The following is a 21,792-nucleotide window of genomic DNA, read 5'->3' on the forward strand; positions in this document are numbered from 1 at the left end:
CTCAGATCCCGCGCCATCCGAAGCGTCGGATCGCGTGTCCATACGTTGGAGGAGTGAGCCCCACGACGTTCATCAGCGGACCTCTGAACTCGATGCACGGTTGAGCAGGGAGACGGCAATCGCACCGAGCACGAGATCGAGCACAGCGAGGATGACGAGTGCAGGAATGATCGTGTTCCACATCCCTGCAAAGACGTTCACATCGAGCACGCCGAGCACGTCCTTACCGAGCATCAGCGCGCGGGCAGCGTCCACTCCGTAGGTGATTGGGTTGACCGTCGCAACCACCTGAATCCATTCCGGAAGCACAGAAACCGGGAGGAAGGCGCTCGAAACGAACAGCAGTGGCAACTGGAGAAGGTTTGCGCCGATGATGGTTGACTCCTGATCGCGGGTCACGAGAGCCACAATGTTCGAAAATGCTGTAAACCAGATCGCAAAGACAATGCTGACACCCATGATTCCGAGTGCTCCGGGAATCCCCGTCGCGATGTACGTTCCGACTGCTCCGCCGGTGTCGAACCACAGCAACACGTACCCCAAGACGAGAATAAGGGCGACTTGAATGATGATCCGTACCACCTCAGAGAGGGCCTTTCCGAGGAACACTGCTGTGCGACTCATCGGCGAAACCAGCACCTTCTCGAACATCCCGTTCTCGATGTCATCAACCAACCCAATTCCCGAAGACGAGGCCGCGATGAGTGCCGTCTGGATGACGATCGCTGGGACGAGATAGGTGATGTAACTGACGTTCGCTCCGAGAGCATCGGTGAGCGCGCCGCCGGTGACCTGCCCGAACACTTCGGTAAAGAGAAAGAGGAAGATGATCGGATTCAGGAGCGATGACACAACGATGAACGGGTTACGAACGGTCTTTCGGAGCCACCGTTTCAAGTTGATCCACACGTCCGTGAGAAAGTCGTTTCCGGTTGCTTTCCGACCAATTTCTCGACTGCTCTTGGTGCTCATCGTTCTGCCTCGACAGTTGAATCGTCTGGATCACCAGCGTTTGTTTCCGATTGTGGATCGCTTTCGGTCTCGGTTTCGGCTGTTGTTTCCGTTGTGCGCGTCCCGTCGTCATCAGTAATAGCGAGAAAGACATCGTCGAGCGTTGGAGAGCGGGTATCGAAGCCAGTAACATCAAAATTGTGCTCCCGAAGCGCGACAATCAGATCCGGCCCGATCTGACGGGCCCGTGCGGACGTGACACTGATTCCTTCCTCAGTCGTTTCCAGTGTTGTGTCGTCTTCGAGCAATCCAGATTCCTGTATAACCGTCCGAGCACGGGCTCTTGTCTCGCTTGTCGGGTCGTCGAGAGCAATCTCCAGGACGTCTCCACCGACTGTCGATTTCAGATCCGCAGGTGACCCTTCTGCGACGATCTCTCCATCGAGAATGACTGCGATCCGATCACAGAGCTGATCGGCCTCTTCGAGGTACTGTGTCGTGAGAAACACCGTTGTTCCCTGCTCGTTGATTGTTCGGAAATACTCCCAGAGGCGGTTACGGGCCTTGGGGTCGAGTCCTGTCGTCGGCTCGTCTAAAAAGACGATCGGTGGTTGATGAACGAGCGCAGTCGCCACATCGAGGCGCTTTTTCATCCCTCCCGAAAACTCCTTTGCCACTTTCCCCGCCACGTCAGCGAGATCCACCAGATCGAGCAGCGTGTCAATGCGTTCTTCGCGCTTTGCTTTCGGAATTCCGTAGGCTTCGCACGCGAATCGAATGTTCTCGCGTGCGGTGAGTTCGCCGTCGATGCTGGTCTCTTGGGCCATGTAGCCAATGGATTCGCGTACCGACCGTGATTCTGTCTCGACATCGAACCCGTTGACCGTGATCTCACCGGCTGTCGGTTTCAACAGCGTCACGAGCGTTTTGATCGTCGTCGTCTTACCGGCACCGTTGGCTCCGAGAAATCCGAAAAACTCACCCTCCGGAATTTCGAGCGACACGTCCTTGACGGCCGCTGTCCCATCCGCATACACCAACTCGATGTGGTCGGCGTCGATCGCAGTCATGCCGTAGTCGAAGAAGTGAAAATGCATATATTTTGTGAATGAATATTCATTCATATGCCCGTCTCTGATCCGTCCCACGAGATGAACGAAACCCAAGCAGCGCTTATGCGAGCGACGTATGAAGCGCTGTGTAAGCACGGCTACGCCAACATCACCATTCAGCGAATCGGTGACGAGTTTCCAAAGAGCAAATCACTCATCTATCAGCATCATGCTGGGAAAGACGAGCTTCTCGTCGCATTTTTAGAGACGATGATCGAGCACTTCGAGACCGAGATTCCGGTTGAGGATTCCATCGATGCGCGTGAGCAGCTACAGTCCCTTCTCGATCATCTGCTCGCGCCAACGCTCGATGAGGAGCGCTACGAGTTCATGAGCGCGATGACAGAACTGCGGGCACAGGCACCGCACAACGAGGCGTATCGCAACCACTTCACGAAGAGCGATCGCATCTTCCACGAGCACATCGCGGATATTCTTCGTACGGGCATCGAACAAGGGATATTTCGATCGGTCGACCCCGATCGAACAGCCGAACTGCTGCTCACTACGATCGACGGATCGATGCTTCGACGGACGACCACTGAGGGAAGTGTTGATATTTCTGCCGTGCGCCACGAACTCGATGCGTTCATCCAGTGTCGACTACTCGTTGATGAAAACTGATGGGGACATGCTGTTCTGCTGATTTGATCGTTTGTGTAATTTCTTCCCGGGCCCACCGCTTCCGACGGGTCGATCGAAACGTTCACTGCCCTGAGAAGTATCGGACTGTCGAACAAGTCAGGACAAAGACTATACTCCTTGGTACGAAATCTCGGGACATGGTCCGGAAACTCGGTCGCCGCTCTGAACTCGCTGTGAACTTCCTCGTATCGTTGATCGTCGGATACTGGATATGGGGGCGTGAGGAGGGAGACGAACACCTCAGAAAGTCTATACTTAGCAACTTCGTCGGGACAATCGGGATGCTCATCGGTTATAAACTCGCCGACCGCACCAGCGGATAGGTGCGATGATTTGATGTCATAGTCCACATACGCGCTGAATACTCACTCGGCTCGGATGCTGATTCTCCTGCTCTGTAAGCTCGTAACGCCACAGTGACCCCAAACGATATGTCAATTCACGGTTCAAAAATCGACATGCGAACACTCGTGATCGGGGGGAGTGGCTTTCTCGGAAGCGCGCTCACGCAGGAACTGTCCTGTCTTGGAACCCACTATCGAAACGAACAGCCGTACGCTCCCATCGAATTCGATTTCTGGAAGGATGATCCTGCTTCTCTCATCGATCGCTACCAGCCTGCTGTCGTCGTATGCGCGGCTGCAGTCGAGTATTACGATCACGACATCCCGCGTGAGAGCTTCACTGCTGCCGCAGAACGCCTCGTGACTGCCTGTCGTGACCGTCGATTCATCTACGTTTCGAGCGATGCGGTTTTCGATGGAACGATGGGACAGTATCCGGAAACAGCACGTCCAACTCCTGTATCGGAGTACGGGCATCGTCTCGCTGTTTTCGAGAAACTCGTTCGATCGAACTGCGAAGAGTACTGCATCGTTCGACCGAGCTATCTGTACGGCTTCGCTCGGGGCGAACTGGACCATCGTCTCGCCCGGACACGGGACAAAGTACAGGCAGGCGAAACCGTCGAATATTTCACGGACATGTTCAAGAGTCCGATTGTTGTGACCGAGGCCGCGGCCGCGATCAGCGCGTTGATCGAGGAGTCAGTGACTGGTATCGTCCATTGTGGTGGGCCACGAACGAGCGTCTACGAGTTTCATTGCGAGGCACTGGCCGGTCTCGGATTCTCGACCGACACCATCGTTCCGACTCGCATTCCCGATGGTATGGACGTACCACGCGATAGTTCGCTCAAAACGACCCGCCTTCTCCAGACAACGGGGATTCGACCGACAACGGTCAGGGAGGCACTCAAACAAAATTTGAGCGAGTGATATTCGATCTGAAAAACGTGAGTAACTAGGCACTTTATACCAATGGTAAGTCATGTCGTCTGTAGTGATAATAAATGACTGACGATCAAGACGTGGAGACACCAACATCTCGCTATGAGTCTGATCCGGTACAGGTGATGCTCTGTGGCACGTATCACATGGACAATCCTGGATTGGACGAGATTAATGTGGCCGCAGACGACGTGCTCGCGCCGGAGCGGCAGGCGGAACTACAGACACTCACAACGCAGCTCGCCCGCTGGCAACCCGACCGTATCGCCGTCGAACGTCCGTACAATCGCGCTGAGGCCGTCAATAAGCTGTACGAGGAGTACCGTACTGGTGAGCGATCGTACGAGCGTGAGGAAGCGATCGACCCACCTCATCCTGCTCGTAACGAGTTGACCACCGAGTGTCGGAGCGAGGTCGTTCAAATCGGATTCCGACTGGCGGATGAATTGGATCACGATCGAATCTATCCGATCGACTGTCCGATGGACATCAGCAACGACGAATTCGAGGAATTGGAAGCCCGCGGATTTCGGCCTGCTGATAAAGTGCCGTTTTCTATCCCTGAACCGGAAACGAGCGAACGAGATATGAACGACCGACTGGCCAGTTCCACGATTCCCGAATTCCTCCGCTGGAAAAACCAGGAAGAGCAGCTGCGATACAATCACAAAGCGATGTTCGGCCGCTACCTTCGTTGGGGAGAGGGAGACAACTACGGCGGCCCACGCACGCTTTCACGCTGGTACGACCGAAACCTGCGGATGGTGCACAATCTCTGGCGAGCGATAGAGCGTGGCGACGAACGACTGCTTCTCGTCGTCGGTGCAGGACACGTCCGCGTGTTACGACAGCTTCTCACGGAGGCACCGATGTTCCGTCCGGTTAGCCCACTTCCATTTCTGTAACGGCAACATGCGCACACATAGAAGCGATTTACTACACGGGGGGAGAGATACCAATTACAATGCATACACCAGATGGGCTTTTACATCCGTGGATGGTTGCTGTATTCCTCGCGGTGTCGGCTGGCGTAGTTGGGTACTGTTTCGTTCACCTTCGTGGGACGCTGAGCACACACCGCGTCCAGTTGTTCGGCGTTGTGACTGCCGGTGTATTTGCGGCACAGATGCTGAACTGGCCGCTTCCAGGCGGAACGAGCGCGCACTTTGTCGGCGGTGCGTTTGCCGCGATCGTGCTCGGTCCACAGCTCGGAGTCCTCTCTATTGCGATCGTCCTCACGATTCAGGCGATCGTCTTCGGTGATGGGGGAATTCTCGCTCTCGGCGCGAACGTCTGGAACATGGCTATTGTCGAGGTCTGTGGCGGATACGCTGTCTATCGAGCACTCGCTTCGCGGAACGAATCGCTGGCGATCATTGCCGCTGGTTGGGTCGGAATTACGCTCGCGGCACTCTCTGCGGGTGTCCAACTGGGACTATCCCCGGCGTTCAACTACGAACTCATCACGGTTGTGGCCATCATGGGTGGTAGCCACGCAGTGCTGGGACTCGGTGAGGGGCTCCTAACGCTTCTCAGCATCCGGCTCCTCTCAGAAACCGGTATCGAACGCGAATCCATCCTGCCAACGGTGAGCGCATGAGCAGCGAGCGAACGGTTGGGTTCGTTCAGCAGCAGTGGGCCCGTCGGTCCGTCGTTGCTCTCACGATCTTGGCCGCTTGTGCTCCCGTTTTTGCGTGGGCCACTGAACAGACCGGCTACACCGAACCTCTCGATATCGCAGCAGAGCTCACTGGCGCATCCGCATACGCATCGCCACTGTTCGATGGTGTCGTGCCGGGATATTCGATTCCCGGTCTCGACGCCTACACTGGAACACTCATCGTTGCCCTTCTCGGTACTGGGCTGACGCTCATAGTAACAGTCGGAATCGGGTCGATCTTAGAAGAATAACGCGACCCAACATTCTGCTCCAGTTCGAGAACCGTTCGACTTCTCGAACGCTCTTTCCGTGCTATCCGTCTCTTGTTGATTCAGAATCGAGACGCTTCCCGCCCAGCAATACGGAGAGTCAGTCGAGCGGCGTGACCGGTTCAATCCCAGTCTCTTGCAGAAAATTATCCAGAAACACAGCGCGCTCGCCGACCTCGTCGGGATGGTGAGCGTCGGTGCCGATTGTCACGCGAGTTCCGTGTTCGCGGAGAATATCGAGGAACGGGGACGATGGGTGAACGATCCCCTCCTCGCGGAGCGCTCGGCCAGCGTTGATCTCGGGGACTGTCCGCGAGTCGGCGAACGCCCGTGCAGCCCGACGGTAGTGGGTCTCGGTTGCCCGACCGCGAAGCACGGGCGTTCGTTCTATCAGATCCGGGTGCGCAGCGACATCGAATAGCTCCGATTCAATGAGCGAAACGAGGTTCTCGAAGTAGCGATCGACGAATCGATCCAATTCATTCGATGACATTTCCTCGAAGTCAGAGGGGTACTGGACGTTCAGTCCGTCAACACTGTGGACGCTGCCGAGTGCGTAATCGAACGCTGCTTCGGTGAGAAAATCACTAATCTCGCTTTCGTCCCGGGGATCGTAGTCCATCTCGACCGCGTCGTAGATTTCGATCCCGCTGACCTCGCGCCGCAGCCGCTCGATACTGTCTCTACGGCGTTCGTACGTGATGTCGAGGTTGAACCCCATCGAAGCACGAGCGTGTTGCATGGCTTCTCGAGAGGAAACGCTGCAGTGGTCCGTGAACCCGAAGGCCTCGAGACCTGCCTCTTGAGCGGCGCGCACCATCCGGGAAAGAAACCGACCATCGGAGTAGTTTGAGTGAGCGTGGAAGTCGCGCACTCGATTGAAAAGACGCCGGTACTGCTTATCGATTTCGACTATTAGAAAATTGACATATTGTGGGAGGCCGTTCATCAGGTTTGGAGCGGAGGACTCTCGAATTCAGCACGACAGTTTGAGCAGACGACGATCGGCTGTGCGCACTCACTGAGCGCGGCGCGGAGATCATCGTGACCACAGTCGGGACACGCTCTGGGAACGTGTTCGTCACCGCAGTCCGGACAGACGAGCGTTACGTTCTCACTCGGGTCGATGCGTAGCCCATCGTGGTCGCACGTGGGACACGCGAACGGGATTCGTACGTCCTCACTATCACGTGGTGCTCCCAACGCAATCACCACGAGGTCGTTGGTAGCTTCGTTCTTCCCCGACTGGAAGTCACCGGGCGCGAATCTCACTGCCTCTCCTGCTTTGACGGTGATCTCGCCGCCCGTGTTCGCGTGCTCTGGGCTAGAGGACACGAGCGTCTCGAATGTCGCTTCCCCTTCGAGCACGAAGAACACCTCCTCTTGGTCCATGTGGGTGTGGAGTCCACTAGCGAACTCGCTGCCGGGACCGATCCGGTACTGATTGATTGCGATCTCGTTTGTATCCAAGCGATCGGACAGCCGACGGCGCTCGACATCGTCGCCACTGGCGTCGCGTTCGACATCGTCAATCGCGGCTCGTTCCATGGCCGAAGATCCACCGGGTCCGCTTACTGCGTTTCGGATCCGATACACGGCTCATCTTCCGGTCAATGTATTGAACGAGAGGATAGTGCAGTTGTCTGCGATGATCGAATGAGACTTCGACCGATCGTGACGAGAATGTTCTCTTGGCTACGTTTCTGACAGCGGTGTCTCGCTCATCGCTGCAAATCCCTTGTCGAGATCCGAGATAAGATCGTCGACGTGTTCGATGCCGACTGACATCCGGACGAGCGTATCGGTGATTCCGAGTGCAGCCCGTGCTTTTTCTCCCAACGGTTCGTGCGTCATCGCCGCAGGCAGTTGGATGAGTGATTCCACGCCCCCCACAGAGACTGCCAACGAAAACTCAGAAAGCGCTTCGAGAAACGCAATCGCATCGGACTGATCGCCAGCCAAATCGAACGAGAGAATACCCCCATAGCCCGACTGCTGACGGTCGGCTAACTCGTGTTGTGGGTGCGATTCCAGCCCGGGATAGAAGACGTCCGAAACTGCCGGATGGGTTTCGAGATACTCTGCGATGACCATGGCGTTTGCCTCGTGGTCGCGCATCCGAGACGGGAGTGTTTTCATCCCACGGAGGAAGAGGTACGCATCAAACGGGGGCATCTGATTGCCGAGGGCGATCTGCTGGAGAAAGCCCATCTCTTCAGCCAAGGGATCGTGATCGGTGACGACAGCACCACCGATCGAGTCGGAGTGACCGTTAAGATACTTCGTGGTCGAGTGGGCCACGACATCAGCACCGAGCGAAAGCGGTTGTTGGAAGTACGGAGAGAGGAACGTATTATCGACACCAAGCAAGGAGTTATTCGCGTGTGCGACAGCAGCGATCGCTGCTATATCACAGAGGCGCATCGATGGGTTCGTTGGTGACTCTACCCAGACCAGCTTCGTTTCTGGTTGCATGGCCGCTTCGACGTTCCCCACGTCGGTCGCATCGACAGCGGTTACCTCGACATTCAGCCGTTGTTCAAAGAAGTCTGTCAACATCCGCGTCGTGCCCGCATAGAGGTCGTCGAACGCGACGATATGGTCGCCTGGTTCGACGATTGAGAGAAATGTGGTTGCAATTGCAGCGGATCCGGAGGAAAAACAGAGTCCGTGATTCGCCTGTTCGAGGCTGGCGATCCGTGTTTCGGCAGCGTGTCGTGTGGGGTTTGACAGCCGGCCATATAGGAACTCTCCTCGATCTGGATCGACTTCCTCTAACGAGAGATCTGGGTCGACGTTCGAAAGCGTGTAGGTGGACGCCAAGTGAATGGGGACGGTAACGTCGCCTGCTTTCGTGTTTGCGGGGTCTTCACCGGTGGAGACACTTCGTGTCTCGAAGTGAGAGTGATGTTCGGATGCCATAGTCAGTAACAGACCCTCCATACTGTATAAACATGCTTATTTCTCGGTAATAGAGTGAAAAGAAACCATTATTTGCGGTTATGATTTGGTGATTATTCCATTTTTCCTGTTGGAATCACTGGATCTCACTCAACGTGAATATATGGTGGTTCAGATGATTTTTCAGATGCATTGGAAGATGGGTCGAGTTTGACGCTCGATCAGTCGTCCGTTGAATGTTTTATACTGAAACTGGCTGTAGGGCGAGTAATGCCACCACTTCATTCGGATGCGGTCGGTCGGCTACTTGAGTGGACGAGTCCGTCAATCGATGACGTGCTTTCGAGGATGGAAGCTCGTGCAGAACAAGAGGGATTCCCGACAGTCGGTCCGGAGGTCGGTCAGACGCTCGCGCTGTGTACCCGGTTAGGAAATACCCAGTCGGTGTTCGAACTCGGGTCCGGTTTTGGCTACTCGGCGTATTGGATAGCCCGCGCGCTGCCGGACGATGGATCGATCGTGCTGACCGAACGGAACGCCGACCGACTCGACGACGCCCGGTCGTACTTCGAGCAGGGTGGACTCGAAGACCGCGCGGTCTTCGAACACGGCGAGGCACTCGACATCGTCGCACAGTACGACGGTCCGTTCGATCTCATCGTGCTCGATCACGACACCGTCGACTATACGCAGGGATTCGATGCTGTTCGAGCGCTAGTTGCTCCCGGTGGTGCCATCATTGCTGACAACGTTGCCTGCGTGGATGCCCTCACACCAGACAGTCTCCTCGCTACACTCGGTGGGGAATCTGCACCGAACGACAGAACGCGGGCCGTCGCCGATTTCTTCGAGCACGTCAAAGCTGCCCCTGATTTCGAAACGTACGTTCTCCCTGTCGGTGAAGGACTCGCCGTCTCTTACCGAAGCCGGTAGTCTGCCTACGCACAACAGGGCCAGCGCAAAACAGTGCCTCGCTTTGCGTATCCAGAGAGGCGAAGGTTCTCGACCGGTTTTACTCGACCGACTCTGTGAAAAATTCCTTGATGACTGTCTCCTCAGCGTTGTGGAGTACGACGCTGGCGGTCGATTTGCTGACCGCTAGCGCGTCTGCGAGAGTAATGAGTGAACACTCACGGGGAGTGCCGTAGTACCCCTGTTCGAGTGCTCCAGTCATGACTTGCCGTTGGCGGTCGGTCAAGAGCCCGGTCGAATCGGTCGTTTGTGTAACGGAGACGATGTCGTAGGTGAAACCAGCAGTATCAAACTCGTCTTTGAGTTGAGAGAGCCGTTCGTGTGTGGTAGTTATCTCCGAGATCACCCATCAATCCCGGATGATGGGGGGAAAACGAGGGAGATCTTCTGAGGCGATAACAGCGCGGTAGAGAAGGGGAACGAACGGGATCGAGTACTGAATGAGAAGCGCTTCCTCATCAGTATGTAACATCTCATACGAGGATAGCACATAGACTCTTCGAGTCCACGGACGAGCGCCATCGCGTCTGATGTCCGAATTTCGAGGATCACTAGCATCCCGTCATCTGTTGGGAGTCCAGACAGAATTCAGAACTTATCATCCGGAAATTCGGTCGAGAGAGCAGCCGGCCCGCCAGGGAGTTTGGCTTTCAGCTGTGCTCTGGGCATATTCTGTCTAGTTGCTCGCCGGTGATATCCATGTAGCCACGAACATGTGCAATACGTTGTCTCGATACTGTTATTTGGAACGATCGAACTGGTTTGGTTTGTGTAGTGGAACGATGGACGTGTACAGCGTGATTTCCAATCCGACGCTGCTGCGCTCCTGTCGATGCCATCGGTTACTCGTCGTGTTTAGGCAAATTGCTGTGGTGGAATCGCACTCTCACAGCGCTGCTTGCTCCCCTGGTAATTGATATAAATTTAAAAGTATTTACTCGATATACCTGATGGAATGTGTCCGATCGTCGGCAGTGAGTTATGTCTCAATATCAAACCGTGGCACAGAGCTATCACGGGAAGTCACCGTACACACGGGCTGTCATCACGCTTGTTGATGTGTATGCACGTGTGTGAAAATTATACTCCTGACTTTACAAATTCTTCATCGAACATCGAATGGCTTCTCTGAGTAATTTACAGAACTGATGGTCTCTGTCTATGAGTGATCTCAAATCGAGTGTCTGTAATCATGGCTGCCGCATACTAGTGTGAATGCCCAATTCACGACTGGTGGCTCCTTCGAAATGTGTGATTAATTTTGCATTATTTCCCTTCGATCTGTACTGTAAATTTTCAACATAGTTGGAGTCAGGCTCAGTATCAACACGGGAAATAGGATCTTAGTTGGTTAGATCTGGACGGACAGTCGTCGTTTCTGACTGATGGTTTCGGTGGCTCTCTCGACGTGGCTCATCTAAAACGAATGTGATCATATTGAAAGAAGCTGATCTATTGCTCGACCCAGCACTTCTCTGAGACGAACGAAGCGGTAGCATTGATCGATACTATGCGAATGATATCAACTACTCAACAGAGGAATTCAACTTATAATTCTGCTCGGCGCTTCGCGGAGTACCAGTACATTCCGAGAACGATCACGCCCAGTCCGATTGTAAGGAGGAGATTAATGTACGAAAGTGTGTGCGAAGCGGTGCTCTGTCGACTGAGAACAAACGAGAGAGTACTTAGACACAGCATGAACACGAGAAACATAAAGAGTAGCCAGAGGTACGGTCGATAATCGTAGACCAACGACCAGAAATCGTCGTACCACGTCATACATCCCGTTTCTGTCGCCGGTTTCAAGAACCTTCGCACCCGAGATGATCCGGCTCTCACGAATGATTGAGATTTGGTCTCTCGTTGTCGGTCAAATCGATGTTCTCGAATGGTCCGGTCGCTTTAGTACTGTGTTGAGAACGAACACACAGAAGCCGTATTTGTACCAGTCAAACAACAAAGACGGATATTTATGTTGGTACTTCCAGTTCGTGGCATGGACCGAGACGGAACGGAAAGCAAAACGATACAATCGGTCGAAAACGCATTCCGTATCCTGAATGAACTTCTGCGTCGGGAGCAAGCAACCGTTACGGAACTCAGCGACGTTGTCGGGCTCTCGAAGGGAACAGTCCATCATTACCTAGCAACACTGCGAAACGAGAACGTTGTCGAACAAGTCGACGGGAAATACCAGCTCGGGCTTCGATCACTCTCGTTTGGTGGCGCGGCACGCGAGCGAGAGACAGTCTTTCAAATCGGCAAAGATGGTGTAGATCGGCTCGCTGAGACGACCGGTGAGACGGCACGATTAGTCGTCGAACGCGACGGCTACGGTATTACCCTTCATCAGGCGACGTCAGCAGATCGCAACGAAGTTCAAACGTATCTAGGAACGCGGGAAAATCTACACAGCACTGCTGCAGGAAAGGCGATGCTTTCTGTGATGGACAACGAACACAAAGACATCGTTTCACAGGTGCAGCTGTCTCAACACACTGAACACACGATCGTCGATCCGGCGGAGTTGCGCGAGGAACTCGCGGATATCCGCTCAAGCGGGATCGCTTTTGACAATGAAGAACAGTTCGATGGCGTCCGCTGTGTTGCGACCGCAATTACTACTGATACTGACGATCTTCTCGGTGCAATCAGTGTGAATGGCCCTGCCGAGCGGATTGACGATGCGATGTTCTACAAAGAGATCCCACAAGCGCTTCAAAACGTAGCAGGCGTTATCGAAATCAACACCGCCTATCTCGGATGGATGGAACAAACGACTGAAAATTTAACGTGAGGTGTATGATATCCGGAACAAATCTGACGGAGCATTACGTTCGTAATATTGTAAGGTATCGAGAACACGAAACGACAGCAGTAGCCTGCTACAGTAGGCTAACTGTAAACTGGACCGGTTTGGTTACAGTATAATCATCTTCGGACCGATAGATTGCTGTTGGATTCACACCCCACGACGTTCTGGATTGAGGACTTTGCTTGTCTCGCTGTCAAATGACACGAATCCTTCGGGAACGACAGTGGCTCCTTACCATTTAATCGTCAGATGTGATTACCCGACACACCATCGTTAGCGAGATCACACGTAGCAATCACACTGTCTCCCGTGCTCAGAGTTGCTGTTTCACTCTTTGTGTCGTGACCGGTCCGATCGCTCAGGATAGCTCTCGCCAACTGTGCTGGGGCTTCCAGCCGAGGAGTTCGGACGCTTTCGATCGGTCGGCAAGGCTCTCGACAGTGCCACGTACGTCTCGCCAGCGTCGAGGAGATCAGTCGTAATATATGTATCAGAGACGTCCACACAGCGCTTTCCTCGAGAGATGTTTGCCGCCTCGTAACCGTGTTCGCCGAGATGTGCAAGGACTTTCGACCCGATTCACCCATTACCACCGGTCACGGCGACGATTGAGCATCCCATTGTACTTTCATATCCATCTTATTTGGATTAAACATTTTCGTATTCTATCTTTTTGTGGAATCAACCGTGAGCTGTGAGTGAATAGCGATCATTCATTGTGTAGCTACTTTTGTTGCATGGGTGAATTAGTCGCACCGTCAGAATCCTTTGCCAGAAAGAACGCAGCGCCGACGCTCACTGTGGTTTTTCTCGAGCACAGGCTACAAGCTCAATCACAGCCAAGAGCTGCTCGACAATCATTCAAACTCTATGAACGAGTGCGAATCGGTCTGTTCTGAAGACCTAGTTTTATCACCAATTTAGACGCGCTAGATATCATGAGTAAACAGGATTTATTCGAGTGGATTGACGGGAATGAATCGCGCTTGAAGCGCATCGCACAATCGATCTGGGAGACACCCGAACTCGGTCTCCATGAGGAGGAATCTGCGTCAGTACTCATCGAAGCGCTCGAAAACGAAGGATTCGAAGTCGAAACAGGCGTTGGGGGGATGCCAACAGCGTTTGTTGCCTCGTACGGCGAAGACGAGCCACATATCGGCATCCTCGGTGAGTACGATGCACTCCCCGGACTCTCTCAGAAGAGCACAGCAGAGCGTGATCCCATAGAACAGGGCGCGCCCGGCCACGGGTGCGGGCACAACCTCTTCGGGACGGCAGGTGTCGGTGCAGCCATCGCAGTGAAAAACGCACTCGATGCAGGTGCTGTCGATGGGACCGTCATCTTCTACGGCTGTCCCGCTGAAGAGACGCTCATCGGTAAGACCTATATGGCGCGAGCTGGCGTCTTCGATGATCTTGCGGCGGCGCTGACGTGGCATCCTGGTGATCTCAGTACTCCTCGAATGGGATCTTCGAACGCGATGAACTCGCTCATGTACACGTTTGAAGGCGTTTCCTCTCACGCAGCGGGCTCTCCGGAGTCGGGCCGGAGTGCACTCGACGGCGTCCAGTTGCTGAACACTGGTGTTGAGTATATGCGCGAACACATCTCTGCCGATGCTCGGATGCACTACACGATCACTGACGGTGGGCAGGCACCGAACGTCGTTCCGGCCGAATCGACTGTCTGGTACTTCGTCCGTGCTCCCGAGCGCAGTGAGGTCGAGCGGAACACCGAGTGGCTCCGTGACATTGCGGACGCTGCCGCAAAGATGAGCCAAACAGACGTCACTGAGCGGTTTCTCACTGGATGTTATGACTACCGTCCCAACGAAATTATCTCAGATGTCATTTGGGAGAATATGCGTCAGATCGGTCCGATCGATTACGATGAGGCGGACTATGAGTTCGCCGCGGATCTGAAAGCGACCGTCCCCGACGACCGGATCGAAGCGAATCTCTCGAACGTTCCCGACGAACTCTCTGCGGAGATCTGTGACGAATCACTCCATCCCGAACCCGTTGCGCCATACGATTACGACCGACAGATGGCGGGCTCGACCGACGTCGGTGACGTGAGCTGGATCGTTCCGATGGGACAGTTCAGCGCCGCAACGTGGCCAGTGGGGACGCCCGGCCATTCGTGGCAGGTCGTTGCGGCGAATGGCGATTTTGGACAGAAAGGCGTCACCTTCGCTGCGAAAGTGCTCGCAGGAGCGATTTACGACTTGCTGGCCGATCGAGAAACACTCGATGCAGCACGTGAAGCATTCGAAGCAGACATCGGCACGGATGCCTACGAGACACCACTGCCAGCCGAGTCGGAACCACCGTTCGATGTGACTGCCATGCGAGATACCTGATCGAATTAGCTTCTACTCAACAGGAGGGAGACAGCTCTTGGGATGTACATGCGTATACGAATGCTACTGGTTGGTCTTTCCAGCGAAGCGTTTGACAGGTGATGTTCGATATCCAAGTCCAGTGTAGAAGTATCTACACGTTTATTGATCGGTCTGACGTGTAGCGAGCACGCGTCGGGAACGTTCTGGTGTATCCAACGATTATGAGACGAAACAGCCGATATTGGCACTGATCGACGACCATGGTACGATCGACTGTAGCCATAATTTATGAATTTAGCATAATTTCTCTCATTGCTGGAGTATTCTGACAGAGAGAGCGATACTGTATCGTTTTATCAGTCCGCGAGTATCGTTTTCGTTGACTGCTCGCTTTACGTGCTCGATGTTAGCGCTTCAATATACTAAATGGGTTGTTATTTTTGGCTTTATATTTATTCAAAATCTTCCTCTCACTCTGTCAGTACGATGGTCTCTGTGACGGTAGCTCATGAGTCAATCGTCTGCTCAACTATCGAACTGAAATATTGGCTTGCAGGTTTCAGAATCGAGAAATGCCTCGAAGGCGCTCGACGGATTGTCGACGCTGTAGGATGGATCGAGTATCTGATCGACGGCGATCGCCCCATTCTCCATCAGCCGTAGCGCTTGTTCGAAGTTTGTCCACGTTGATCCATAGGAGGTGTTTATCTCTATCTCTCCTCTGACGACGGGTGTAAGGCTAACTTCACTCGTTTCGTTCGGAATACCGACGACGACGACCTGTCCGCCCTTGCGGACGTGTTGGATTGTCGTTTCAATACCAGCGTGATGTCCGGTCGCATCGAAGACGACATCGAATCCGGTGCCATCAGTCACTGATTCGGTATACGCATCGAGATCGTCCGACTGAACGTTGATTGTCTCGATGCCAAGGTCCTCAATCAGTGGGAGTCGATACGTGGCGTCGTGATCGAGTCCGGAAACGACGACGTTTGCACCGAGTGAGTCTGCCACTGCTGCGATTAAGACACCGATTGGTCCGGGGCCTTCGACGAGAATCGTATCACCAGGCGTTGCGACTGATTGGTCGAAGACAGCGCGCGTGGCAATACTCGTCGGTTCTGTAATCGCAGCGTGACGCAGCGGGACAGTCTCAGGAACCGCGTGAACGTGTTCTGGAGCCACAGTGACGTATTCCGCGTACGCGCCGTCCCGATGCATTCCAGTAATCGAAAAGTTCTGGCAGACGTTTGACTGACCGTTCTTGCACTGAAAACAGTCCCCACAGTCGTGAATCGGCTCCTCTACGATTTTGTCTCCCTCAGCAAAGCCTTCGATATTCCCACCGACTTCGACGATCTCACCGGAGTATTCGTGTCCCATGACTCGTGGTATCGGGATCCACTCGTACCCGCCGTCGTACTTGTATGCGTGCGCATCACTACCACATAATCCTGCAGTGTGGACCTTTACGAGCAGCTCGTCGGAGTTGGGGGACGGGATCTCGCGTGTCTGTGTTTCCACAGTACGAGTCCCTGTTTGAACGATGGATTTCATGATTGCTGGTGATCTCGGTCTGATTGATACACTCTACTCATGCGATCACCTAGGTTAATAATGTTGGGTGTTCAGGGATTACCGCTCCGAAAAATCCGTGAATCGTTGGACGAACGGCACCGAGATGAGCTCACTGGACGCCACGATCGCTGATACTGGATCCGATTGTCGAGATATTCCGACGTGGTTTGATAATATCGGTGATTTCAAGCTGATCGACGGCTGACTCCAGTGCTGAGGGAAGTATCAATCGGATATGAACTAATGCTGACCAGCCAACCGTTCGTTGATCCAACTCGTCGGCCGATCGGTGCCGTTTGTGTCGGCGCGAATCAGTTCGTGTCCGGTACTATCGGATCGGTAGCTGACCGACGATCCGTCTGGTGGTGATTAGTGAGCAACTGTCTCGCGGCTACTATCCATTCCGAGCATGCTTTTCACTGATGAATTCCGTTGTACGTGCTCCATCTCGGTGGAGAAAACGGAACGCCAACTACATCATCAGCCACTGCCTCCGATATTGTCGGATTACCGTTTCCGATGCGACTGCTCGATTGTTCATGAACGGATCTTCTGTACGATATCCGTTCGAGATAACGCCTATCTGAAGGACCCATTCCAGAGACGTGTTTGTTCGCTCATTGGAATTCGCGGCTCGACTGACTCTCATTTTTACGAACGACAGTTATCAGCGGGAGAGGGGAGCACTTGGTACGATGGTCTCACACGACCGTCCGTCATTATCGGATAGAAATACAGCTGCGGTGGTAGTGATATTCCCTGGACGGCTATTCGGCTCCGTTGTGGCGCCGCCAGTGGCGGATTGTCGCTGCAGCGTGTCCCTCGTCTTCGTCGGCCATTTCGATTGCTGATTTGTACGCCTCGTGGACGGTGCTCGTGAGCGGTGTCGCGGTATTTGACTCTCGGGCGAGTGCCAGCGCGTAGCCGAGATCCTTGTGCCAGATTGCGAGACCACCCAACCCCTCGATAGCAGGAGCGAAATCGAGCGTGAAGTACTGCTCCCACACGTCCATCCCGAGGAATTCGTTCATGCGTTCGGGATCGATACCGTTGTTCCGGCCGAATTCGACGATCTCAGCGTCGATCGCCTGCTGGCCCGCATACCGCATCTGAATCATCAGCTTGAACGTCTGTGCGTCGTGAGCGTCACCGATGCGGGTGTGTGCCTCACTGATCGTATCGAGCACCGGCCGTACCTCGTCGTAGTCCGACGGTGACCCACCGACCATCATATGGATCCCGTCACCGCTCGGTGCGTTTCGAGTGAGCGGGGCTGTAACGAAGCCAGCACCACGCTCGGCACACTTCTGCTCGTACTCGGTCGCAGCCTCCGGGCCAGTCGTACTCGTATCGATGACACACTGGTCTGAATCGAGTGTTTCCACCACTCCCCGTGGCTCACCTTCCATGACCGACTGCACCTCGGAATGACCGGGGAGGGCCAATACGACGACGTCGGCACCAGCAGCCACCGCAGCGGGTGAATCAGCGGCCTCAGCACCACGTTCGAGAGCGTATTCGAGTTGCGACTCGTCGATGTCGTATGCGGTCACGGGATACTCAGCTGACCGAAGATCGTCGACGAACAGTTTCCCGATAAATCCGACGCCAATGAGTCCAATCCGTCTCATAGAAGAATTCGCCGCTGCGAACTGTATAAATCCATGTGTTTGTTGTGAAATTCCCCCGGAATAGCACTCTCGGTCAGCGTTGTGCTCCTTACAGACGATTCTCCAATGGACCGGTGTCAACCACTGATTGTACGACGGTGTTCGCTTATCGTGAATGTACACGTGCCGTCGCTCACGGTGCGTTCTTTCGATATTTCACAGAGCACAGTCATCTACTCCACCGAATGCGGTCATATTTCCAGAGTAGACTCGAAGAAAGCGGTTGTCTCATTCTATCGTTCCTGTTTGTTCCTGCGGTGTCATTTCTGTCTATTTCGGGTCTCTCACTTCGTCAGTCGACCGAACTGGTCATTTTGCGCTATGCTATACGATACATCGATCCACAGAAAAATAGTGACCAACGTATCGTTACGAAAGTAATGATGTAATGAGTGGTGAGGGAAGACAGCGGCAGGGAACTCCCGAGTGGATCGATTATCTCGCGGAGGAACGTACCAATCGCTTTGTGTTTGGATTCGTTATAAATTTCCACCCAGAAGGGTTGATAGGATATCTGGTGATTTTATTGGCTTCTCGGCGACAACTGAAGCAGGTCCGTCGTGATTGCGTCCTCAAACAGCATTATTCGACTCACCGGTGTAACGTACGACGGTAGATAGCGAACGATCACTAACCGGTCTGACTCTAGGTCGTGGTTGAGGGTAAATGGATTGGGAACAGTAAATACTGGCACGTGTATCGATTTTGCTGGTGAGATGGTTCGTGTCTTTGATAAGTATCTGTGTTACCGCACCCCACACTGTCTGTAGTGTGTATCGGTTTCGAAATAAAAAATACATAGATATCGGATGTTCAATGTTCGCATTGGTCTTAGGGGATAACCGGTGGGGCTAGTGATGTTTCTTGGTTCAATATTTGGGAATTCACTTCTACAGGGTAATCGCACCAGTGATCCACAGCGCTACCTAACGCTGGACCGAACGCTTTTGACTGTCCTAAGCATGGGACACGGTAACTCATGCGTACAATACCGAGCGGCAACGTGATCATCACCTGTGCAGTGACAGGAGCGATACACACACCAACGATGTCGTCTGCGCTCCCTGTTACGCCCGACGAAATCGCAAATGCGTGTATCGAGGCCAGTGAGGCTGGTGCGGCTGTCGTCCACGTCCATGTCCGAGACCCCGAGACCGGTGAACCGAACCACGATCTCGATCTGTTCGATGAAATTGCTGGTAGAGTACAGGCAGAAACCGATGTGATCATCCAGCCGACGACCGGTGGCGCACCGACGATGTCGCCCGAAGAACGTATTCAGGTCGTGAATCGTCTCGAACCGGAGATGTGTTCGTGCAACATGGGATCAATCAACTTCGGGCTGTATCCCATGCTCGACGCACACGACGAGTGGGAGTACGACTGGGAGCCGGAGTATCTCGACGGAACGACGGATCTCATCTTCCAGAACACGTTCGAGGATCTTTCGGTGATGCTGCAGACGATGAACGAGTACGGAACGGTGCCGAGTCTCGAGTGCTACGATGTCGGTCATCTCTACAACCTGAAACACTGTGTTGAGCAAGGATGGATCGAACCACCGCTTCACATAGAATTCGTGTTGGGCATTCACGGTGGAATTGGTGCGGATTCGAAGAATCTTACGCATATGAAACGGGTGGCAGACGACCTCTTTGGCGACGACTACTCCTTTTCGACCATTGGCGCTGGTAGCATGGAGTATCCACTCACGACGCAGGCCGTCTCGATGGGTGGTCACGCCCGCGTTGGGTTAGAGGACAGCCTCTATCTAGCGCGTGGAGAATGGGCACCGTCAAACGCTGCGCTCGTCGAGAAGATGGTCTCGCTCGCGTGGGAGATCGCTGGCCGAACCCCGGCGACGACTGAAGAGGTGCGTGAGTTCCTCGATCTGAAAGGGACCGACAAGGTTGCGTTTGCCTAATTAGTACATCACAATACCGGCAGTCACATTCAGATCTTGCCCGGTCATCCGATCGGCACGTTCTGAGCAGAGAAATAGGACCGCGTCTGCCACATCTTGGGCGGTGACAAACTCGTCCATTGGCGAAACCTCACGGAACGCTCGTTCGACCTCCTCGTACGGACGACTCTGGCTCTCAGCCTGTCCCTTCATTACGTTCTCTAAGCGTGGACCGCTCACACTCCCTGGACAGACGGCGTTCACCGTTACATCGCGCTCGGCGAGCTCGACGGCGAGCGTTCGTGTGAATCCGAGTACGCCCATCTTCGATGTGACGTAGGGTGTGCGGTCCCGAAGCGGGCGCTTTCCGCTCATCGAAGAGAGATTGATGATCCGACCGCCGCCTCCGAGATGGGGGATTGCGGCCTTACTCGCTGAATGCATCGCTCCGAGGTTGACTTCGAGTGTTTGCATGAATGCTTCGTGGGAGATCTCTTCACAGGGTTTCGTCGGGCCTGCCCGGCCGACGTTGTTCACGAGGATGTCGAGACCGCCAAACTCCCTGATCGCGCGATCAACGAGTGCGCTGGTCACACTGGGATCGCTTGCGTCACCCTGCAACGTCACAACATTCCCGTCGTTGTTCATGGTCCGGACCGAATCGAGCGCGTCGGCGTCCACGTCGTTGACGGCTACGTTTACGCCAGCTCGCGTGAGATGATCGGTGATCTGTCGTCCGATGCCTGTACCAGCGCCCGTGATGGCCGCTGATTCGCCCGGAATCGTGAGGTCTGCGTGTGGCACGTCCTGCTACCTTCTCTCGAGCAATAAAATACTATTGACGGTAAATGAATAGAAACAGTAACGCACGGGAGCGACCGCGCTACCAATTACTGTTCAATCTAATAGAATCAATTTATCGAGAGTGGAGATTCGGGAACTTGGCGCGAATCCACGAGTCAAGCGAGTCGATTTTGCATACTACTGTGTGCCGCCGATCTGCAGAATCAGGAGAAGGTATGATCCGGTGTACAACCCCACAGTAGCAGCAGAACGCTCATCACAGGTCGGACACGATTCATATTCACTTTCGTGACGGTAGGGTAACGTAGTTATCAAAAATGCACGTTAGTACGCTTGGAGAGAACCCGGCTCACATCATGAAAACAAAACAAATTTGGGCAAACTTATCGGTGCAAGATGTTGAACGAACCAGGGAGTTCTACAGCGCACTCGGCTTTCGATTCAATGACGGTGGTGACAAGGGTGATGAATTGGCCAGCTTTGTAGTTGGTGACAATGATTTCGTGGTTCATTTCTTCGCTGAAGAAATATTCAAAAGTGAGAGAGGTATTGATAGTGACATCGCAGATTTAAACAACGGCAATGAAGTGATGTTCACGGTATCAGCAGACAGTCAAGAGGATGTGGACGAATGGGCAAGAGAGGTAGAGAACGCAGGCGGCACGCTATTTAGCGAACCTCAGACAGTCATGGAAACGGAACCGTGGTACGGTTGTGGCTTTGCGGACCCAGACGGCCACAAGTGGAACGTGTTTTATAATGGAGGGTAATATCAATCGAAATTCCTCGACGACTACAGATGGGTCAACGTAGAGGTTCCGTAGACTCACAGCGCTCTAGTTGTGCGAACAATCCACCGGTCGCTGCACGCT

23 protein-coding genes are annotated in these 21,792 nt (G+C 53.9%); 11 read left to right on the plus strand and 12 right to left on the minus strand.

Features of this window, described 5'->3' with window-relative positions; translation table 11 throughout:
- Positions 1 to 72 precede the first annotated feature (72 nt).
- Both MW898_RS17180 and MW898_RS17185 read right to left on the minus strand, forming a co-directional pair.
- Positions 73 to 972 carry an ABC transporter permease gene (locus tag MW898_RS17180; RefSeq protein ID WP_248909100.1) on the minus strand — a complete coding sequence of 300 codons (900 nt, stop codon included), beginning with the start codon at positions 970 to 972 and terminating at the stop codon, positions 73 to 75.
- Positions 969 to 2,021 (minus strand): ABC transporter ATP-binding protein, encoded by a 1,053-nt coding sequence (locus MW898_RS17185; RefSeq protein WP_248909102.1) that lies wholly within the window; start codon positions 2,019 to 2,021, stop codon positions 969 to 971. Before MW898_RS17185 ends, MW898_RS17180 begins: the two co-directional genes overlap by 4 nt.
- A gap of 54 nt (positions 2,022 to 2,075) precedes the next feature.
- Here MW898_RS17185 and MW898_RS17190 point away from each other — a divergent pair, with 54 nt between their 5' ends.
- From MW898_RS17190 to MW898_RS17215, 6 genes are all read left to right on the plus strand, one after another.
- A complete protein-coding gene (locus MW898_RS17190; protein ID WP_248909104.1) occupies positions 2,076 to 2,687 on the plus strand; it encodes a TetR/AcrR family transcriptional regulator in 612 nt (203 codons plus the stop codon).
- Positions 2,688 to 2,845: 158 nt separating this feature from the next.
- The gene (locus MW898_RS17195; RefSeq protein ID WP_248909106.1) at positions 2,846 to 3,031 is read left to right on the plus strand and encodes a hypothetical protein; all 186 of its coding nucleotides are present in this window, start codon (positions 2,846 to 2,848) and stop codon (positions 3,029 to 3,031) included.
- Between the two features lie 135 nt (positions 3,032 to 3,166).
- Positions 3,167 to 3,985 carry an SDR family oxidoreductase gene (locus MW898_RS17200; protein WP_248909108.1) on the plus strand — a complete coding sequence of 273 codons (819 nt, stop codon included), beginning with the start codon at positions 3,167 to 3,169 and terminating at the stop codon, positions 3,983 to 3,985.
- 74 nt (positions 3,986 to 4,059) lie between these two features.
- Complete coding sequence (locus MW898_RS17205) at positions 4,060 to 4,902, plus strand: DUF5694 domain-containing protein (protein ID WP_248909109.1); 843 nt, start codon at positions 4,060 to 4,062, stop codon at positions 4,900 to 4,902.
- Positions 4,903 to 4,961: 59 nt separating this feature from the next.
- Positions 4,962 to 5,597 carry an energy-coupling factor ABC transporter permease gene (locus MW898_RS17210; RefSeq protein WP_248909111.1) on the plus strand — a complete coding sequence of 212 codons (636 nt, stop codon included), beginning with the start codon at positions 4,962 to 4,964 and terminating at the stop codon, positions 5,595 to 5,597.
- Positions 5,594 to 5,908, plus strand: a complete 315-nt coding sequence (locus tag MW898_RS17215) for a PDGLE domain-containing protein (RefSeq protein ID WP_248909113.1) — start codon at positions 5,594 to 5,596, stop codon at positions 5,906 to 5,908. The genes MW898_RS17210 and MW898_RS17215 overlap by 4 nt, the downstream gene beginning before the upstream one ends.
- A 118-nt stretch (positions 5,909 to 6,026) precedes the next feature.
- Here the strand turns inward: MW898_RS17215 and MW898_RS17220 are convergent, their stop codons facing one another.
- The 3 genes from MW898_RS17220 to MW898_RS17230 form a co-directional block, all read right to left on the minus strand.
- Positions 6,027 to 6,800: a PHP domain-containing protein gene (locus MW898_RS17220; protein ID WP_248909115.1), complete on the minus strand. Its 774-nt coding sequence runs from the start codon at positions 6,798 to 6,800 to the stop codon at positions 6,027 to 6,029.
- Between the two features lie 74 nt (positions 6,801 to 6,874).
- Positions 6,875 to 7,474 (minus strand): cupin domain-containing protein, encoded by a 600-nt coding sequence (locus MW898_RS17225; RefSeq protein WP_248909116.1) that lies wholly within the window; start codon positions 7,472 to 7,474, stop codon positions 6,875 to 6,877.
- A 147-nt stretch (positions 7,475 to 7,621) separates the two neighbouring features.
- Positions 7,622 to 8,848 (minus strand): trans-sulfuration enzyme family protein, encoded by a 1,227-nt coding sequence (locus tag MW898_RS17230; RefSeq protein ID WP_248909117.1) that lies wholly within the window; start codon positions 8,846 to 8,848, stop codon positions 7,622 to 7,624.
- Positions 8,849 to 9,097: 249 nt separating this feature from the next.
- On the opposite strand from MW898_RS17230, the gene MW898_RS17235 reads away from it, so the two are divergent.
- Positions 9,098 to 9,760 carry an O-methyltransferase gene (locus tag MW898_RS17235; RefSeq protein WP_248909118.1) on the plus strand — a complete coding sequence of 221 codons (663 nt, stop codon included), beginning with the start codon at positions 9,098 to 9,100 and terminating at the stop codon, positions 9,758 to 9,760.
- Between the two features lie 79 nt (positions 9,761 to 9,839).
- On the opposite strand, the gene MW898_RS26030 is transcribed toward MW898_RS17235, so the two are convergent.
- From MW898_RS26030 to MW898_RS17245, 3 genes are all read right to left on the minus strand, one after another.
- Positions 9,840 to 10,145 carry a helix-turn-helix domain-containing protein gene (locus tag MW898_RS26030; RefSeq protein WP_248909120.1) on the minus strand — a complete coding sequence of 102 codons (306 nt, stop codon included), beginning with the start codon at positions 10,143 to 10,145 and terminating at the stop codon, positions 9,840 to 9,842.
- 3 nt (positions 10,146 to 10,148) lie between these two features.
- The gene (locus MW898_RS25690; RefSeq protein WP_264383074.1) at positions 10,149 to 10,271 is read right to left on the minus strand and encodes a hypothetical protein; all 123 of its coding nucleotides are present in this window, start codon (positions 10,269 to 10,271) and stop codon (positions 10,149 to 10,151) included.
- A 1,076-nt stretch (positions 10,272 to 11,347) separates the two neighbouring features.
- Positions 11,348 to 11,581: a hypothetical protein gene (locus MW898_RS17245; RefSeq protein ID WP_248909121.1), complete on the minus strand. Its 234-nt coding sequence runs from the start codon at positions 11,579 to 11,581 to the stop codon at positions 11,348 to 11,350.
- Positions 11,582 to 11,798: 217 nt separating this feature from the next.
- Between MW898_RS17245 and MW898_RS17250 the strand changes: the two genes are divergently transcribed.
- A complete protein-coding gene (locus tag MW898_RS17250; RefSeq protein WP_248909123.1) occupies positions 11,799 to 12,599 on the plus strand; it encodes an IclR family transcriptional regulator in 801 nt (266 codons plus the stop codon).
- A gap of 345 nt (positions 12,600 to 12,944) precedes the next feature.
- On the opposite strand, the gene MW898_RS17255 is transcribed toward MW898_RS17250, so the two are convergent.
- On the minus strand, positions 12,945 to 13,121 hold the full coding sequence (locus MW898_RS17255) for a hypothetical protein (protein WP_248909125.1): 177 nt from the start codon (positions 13,119 to 13,121) through the stop codon (positions 12,945 to 12,947).
- Positions 13,122 to 13,555: 434 nt separating this feature from the next.
- On the opposite strand from MW898_RS17255, the gene MW898_RS17260 reads away from it, so the two are divergent.
- Positions 13,556 to 14,983, plus strand: coding sequence for an amidohydrolase (locus MW898_RS17260; protein ID WP_248909127.1), 1,428 nt, complete (start codon positions 13,556 to 13,558; stop codon positions 14,981 to 14,983).
- A gap of 507 nt (positions 14,984 to 15,490) precedes the next feature.
- Here the strand turns inward: MW898_RS17260 and MW898_RS17265 are convergent.
- Together MW898_RS17265 and MW898_RS17270 are read right to left on the minus strand one after the other, a co-directional pair.
- Positions 15,491 to 16,522, minus strand: coding sequence for a zinc-dependent alcohol dehydrogenase (locus tag MW898_RS17265; RefSeq protein ID WP_248909128.1), 1,032 nt, complete (start codon positions 16,520 to 16,522; stop codon positions 15,491 to 15,493).
- Between the two features lie 788 nt (positions 16,523 to 17,310).
- Positions 17,311 to 18,336, minus strand: a complete 1,026-nt coding sequence (locus MW898_RS17270; protein ID WP_309242236.1) for an NAD(P)-dependent oxidoreductase — start codon at positions 18,334 to 18,336, stop codon at positions 17,311 to 17,313.
- 856 nt (positions 18,337 to 19,192) lie between these two features.
- On the opposite strand from MW898_RS17270, the gene MW898_RS17275 reads away from it, so the two are divergent.
- On the plus strand, positions 19,193 to 20,137 hold the full coding sequence (locus MW898_RS17275; protein ID WP_248909132.1) for a beta-keto acid cleavage family enzyme: 945 nt from the start codon (positions 19,193 to 19,195) through the stop codon (positions 20,135 to 20,137).
- On the opposite strand, the gene MW898_RS17280 is transcribed toward MW898_RS17275, so the two are convergent.
- On the minus strand, positions 20,138 to 20,920 hold the full coding sequence (locus MW898_RS17280; protein WP_248909134.1) for an SDR family NAD(P)-dependent oxidoreductase: 783 nt from the start codon (positions 20,918 to 20,920) through the stop codon (positions 20,138 to 20,140).
- A 356-nt stretch (positions 20,921 to 21,276) separates the two neighbouring features.
- On the opposite strand from MW898_RS17280, the gene MW898_RS17285 reads away from it, so the two are divergent.
- The gene (locus tag MW898_RS17285; RefSeq protein WP_248909136.1) at positions 21,277 to 21,690 is read left to right on the plus strand and encodes a VOC family protein; all 414 of its coding nucleotides are present in this window, start codon (positions 21,277 to 21,279) and stop codon (positions 21,688 to 21,690) included.
- Positions 21,691 to 21,792: the final 102 nt, after the last annotated feature.

The organism is Halocatena marina (assembly GCF_023276375.1).
Taxonomy (GTDB): Archaea; Halobacteriota; Halobacteria; order Halobacteriales; family Haloarculaceae; genus Halocatena; species Halocatena marina.

Excerpts from the sequence above, each read along its gene's own strand:
- MW898_RS17210 (WP_248909111.1), top strand. The coding sequence starts at position 4,962 with ATGCATACACCAGATGGGCTTTTACATCCGTGGATGGTTGCTGTATTC.
- MW898_RS17265 (WP_248909128.1), bottom strand. The coding sequence starts at position 16,522 with ATGAAATCCATCGTTCAAACAGGGACTCGTACTGTGGAAACACAGACA.
- MW898_RS17230 (WP_248909117.1), bottom strand. The coding sequence starts at position 8,848 with ATGGCATCCGAACATCACTCTCACTTCGAGACACGAAGTGTCTCCACC.
- MW898_RS17275 (WP_248909132.1), top strand. The coding sequence starts at position 19,193 with ATGCGTACAATACCGAGCGGCAACGTGATCATCACCTGTGCAGTGACA.
- MW898_RS17180 (WP_248909100.1), bottom strand. The coding sequence starts at position 972 with ATGAGCACCAAGAGCAGTCGAGAAATTGGTCGGAAAGCAACCGGAAAC.
- MW898_RS17225 (WP_248909116.1), bottom strand. The coding sequence starts at position 7,474 with ATGGAACGAGCCGCGATTGACGATGTCGAACGCGACGCCAGTGGCGAC.
- MW898_RS17205 (WP_248909109.1), top strand. The coding sequence starts at position 4,060 with ATGACTGACGATCAAGACGTGGAGACACCAACATCTCGCTATGAGTCT.
- MW898_RS17200 (WP_248909108.1), top strand. The coding sequence starts at position 3,167 with ATGCGAACACTCGTGATCGGGGGGAGTGGCTTTCTCGGAAGCGCGCTC.
- MW898_RS17195 (WP_248909106.1), top strand. The coding sequence starts at position 2,846 with ATGGTCCGGAAACTCGGTCGCCGCTCTGAACTCGCTGTGAACTTCCTC.
- MW898_RS17260 (WP_248909127.1), top strand. The coding sequence starts at position 13,556 with ATGAGTAAACAGGATTTATTCGAGTGGATTGACGGGAATGAATCGCGC.
- MW898_RS17190 (WP_248909104.1), top strand. The coding sequence starts at position 2,076 with ATGCCCGTCTCTGATCCGTCCCACGAGATGAACGAAACCCAAGCAGCG.
- MW898_RS17245 (WP_248909121.1), bottom strand. The coding sequence starts at position 11,581 with ATGACGTGGTACGACGATTTCTGGTCGTTGGTCTACGATTATCGACCG.
- MW898_RS25690 (WP_264383074.1), bottom strand. The coding sequence starts at position 10,271 with ATGTTACATACTGATGAGGAAGCGCTTCTCATTCAGTACTCGATCCCG.
- MW898_RS17285 (WP_248909136.1), top strand. The coding sequence starts at position 21,277 with ATGAAAACAAAACAAATTTGGGCAAACTTATCGGTGCAAGATGTTGAA.
- MW898_RS17185 (WP_248909102.1), bottom strand. The coding sequence starts at position 2,021 with ATGACTGCGATCGACGCCGACCACATCGAGTTGGTGTATGCGGATGGG.
- MW898_RS17250 (WP_248909123.1), top strand. The coding sequence starts at position 11,799 with ATGGACCGAGACGGAACGGAAAGCAAAACGATACAATCGGTCGAAAAC.
- MW898_RS17215 (WP_248909113.1), top strand. The coding sequence starts at position 5,594 with ATGAGCAGCGAGCGAACGGTTGGGTTCGTTCAGCAGCAGTGGGCCCGT.
- MW898_RS17235 (WP_248909118.1), top strand. The coding sequence starts at position 9,098 with ATGCCACCACTTCATTCGGATGCGGTCGGTCGGCTACTTGAGTGGACG.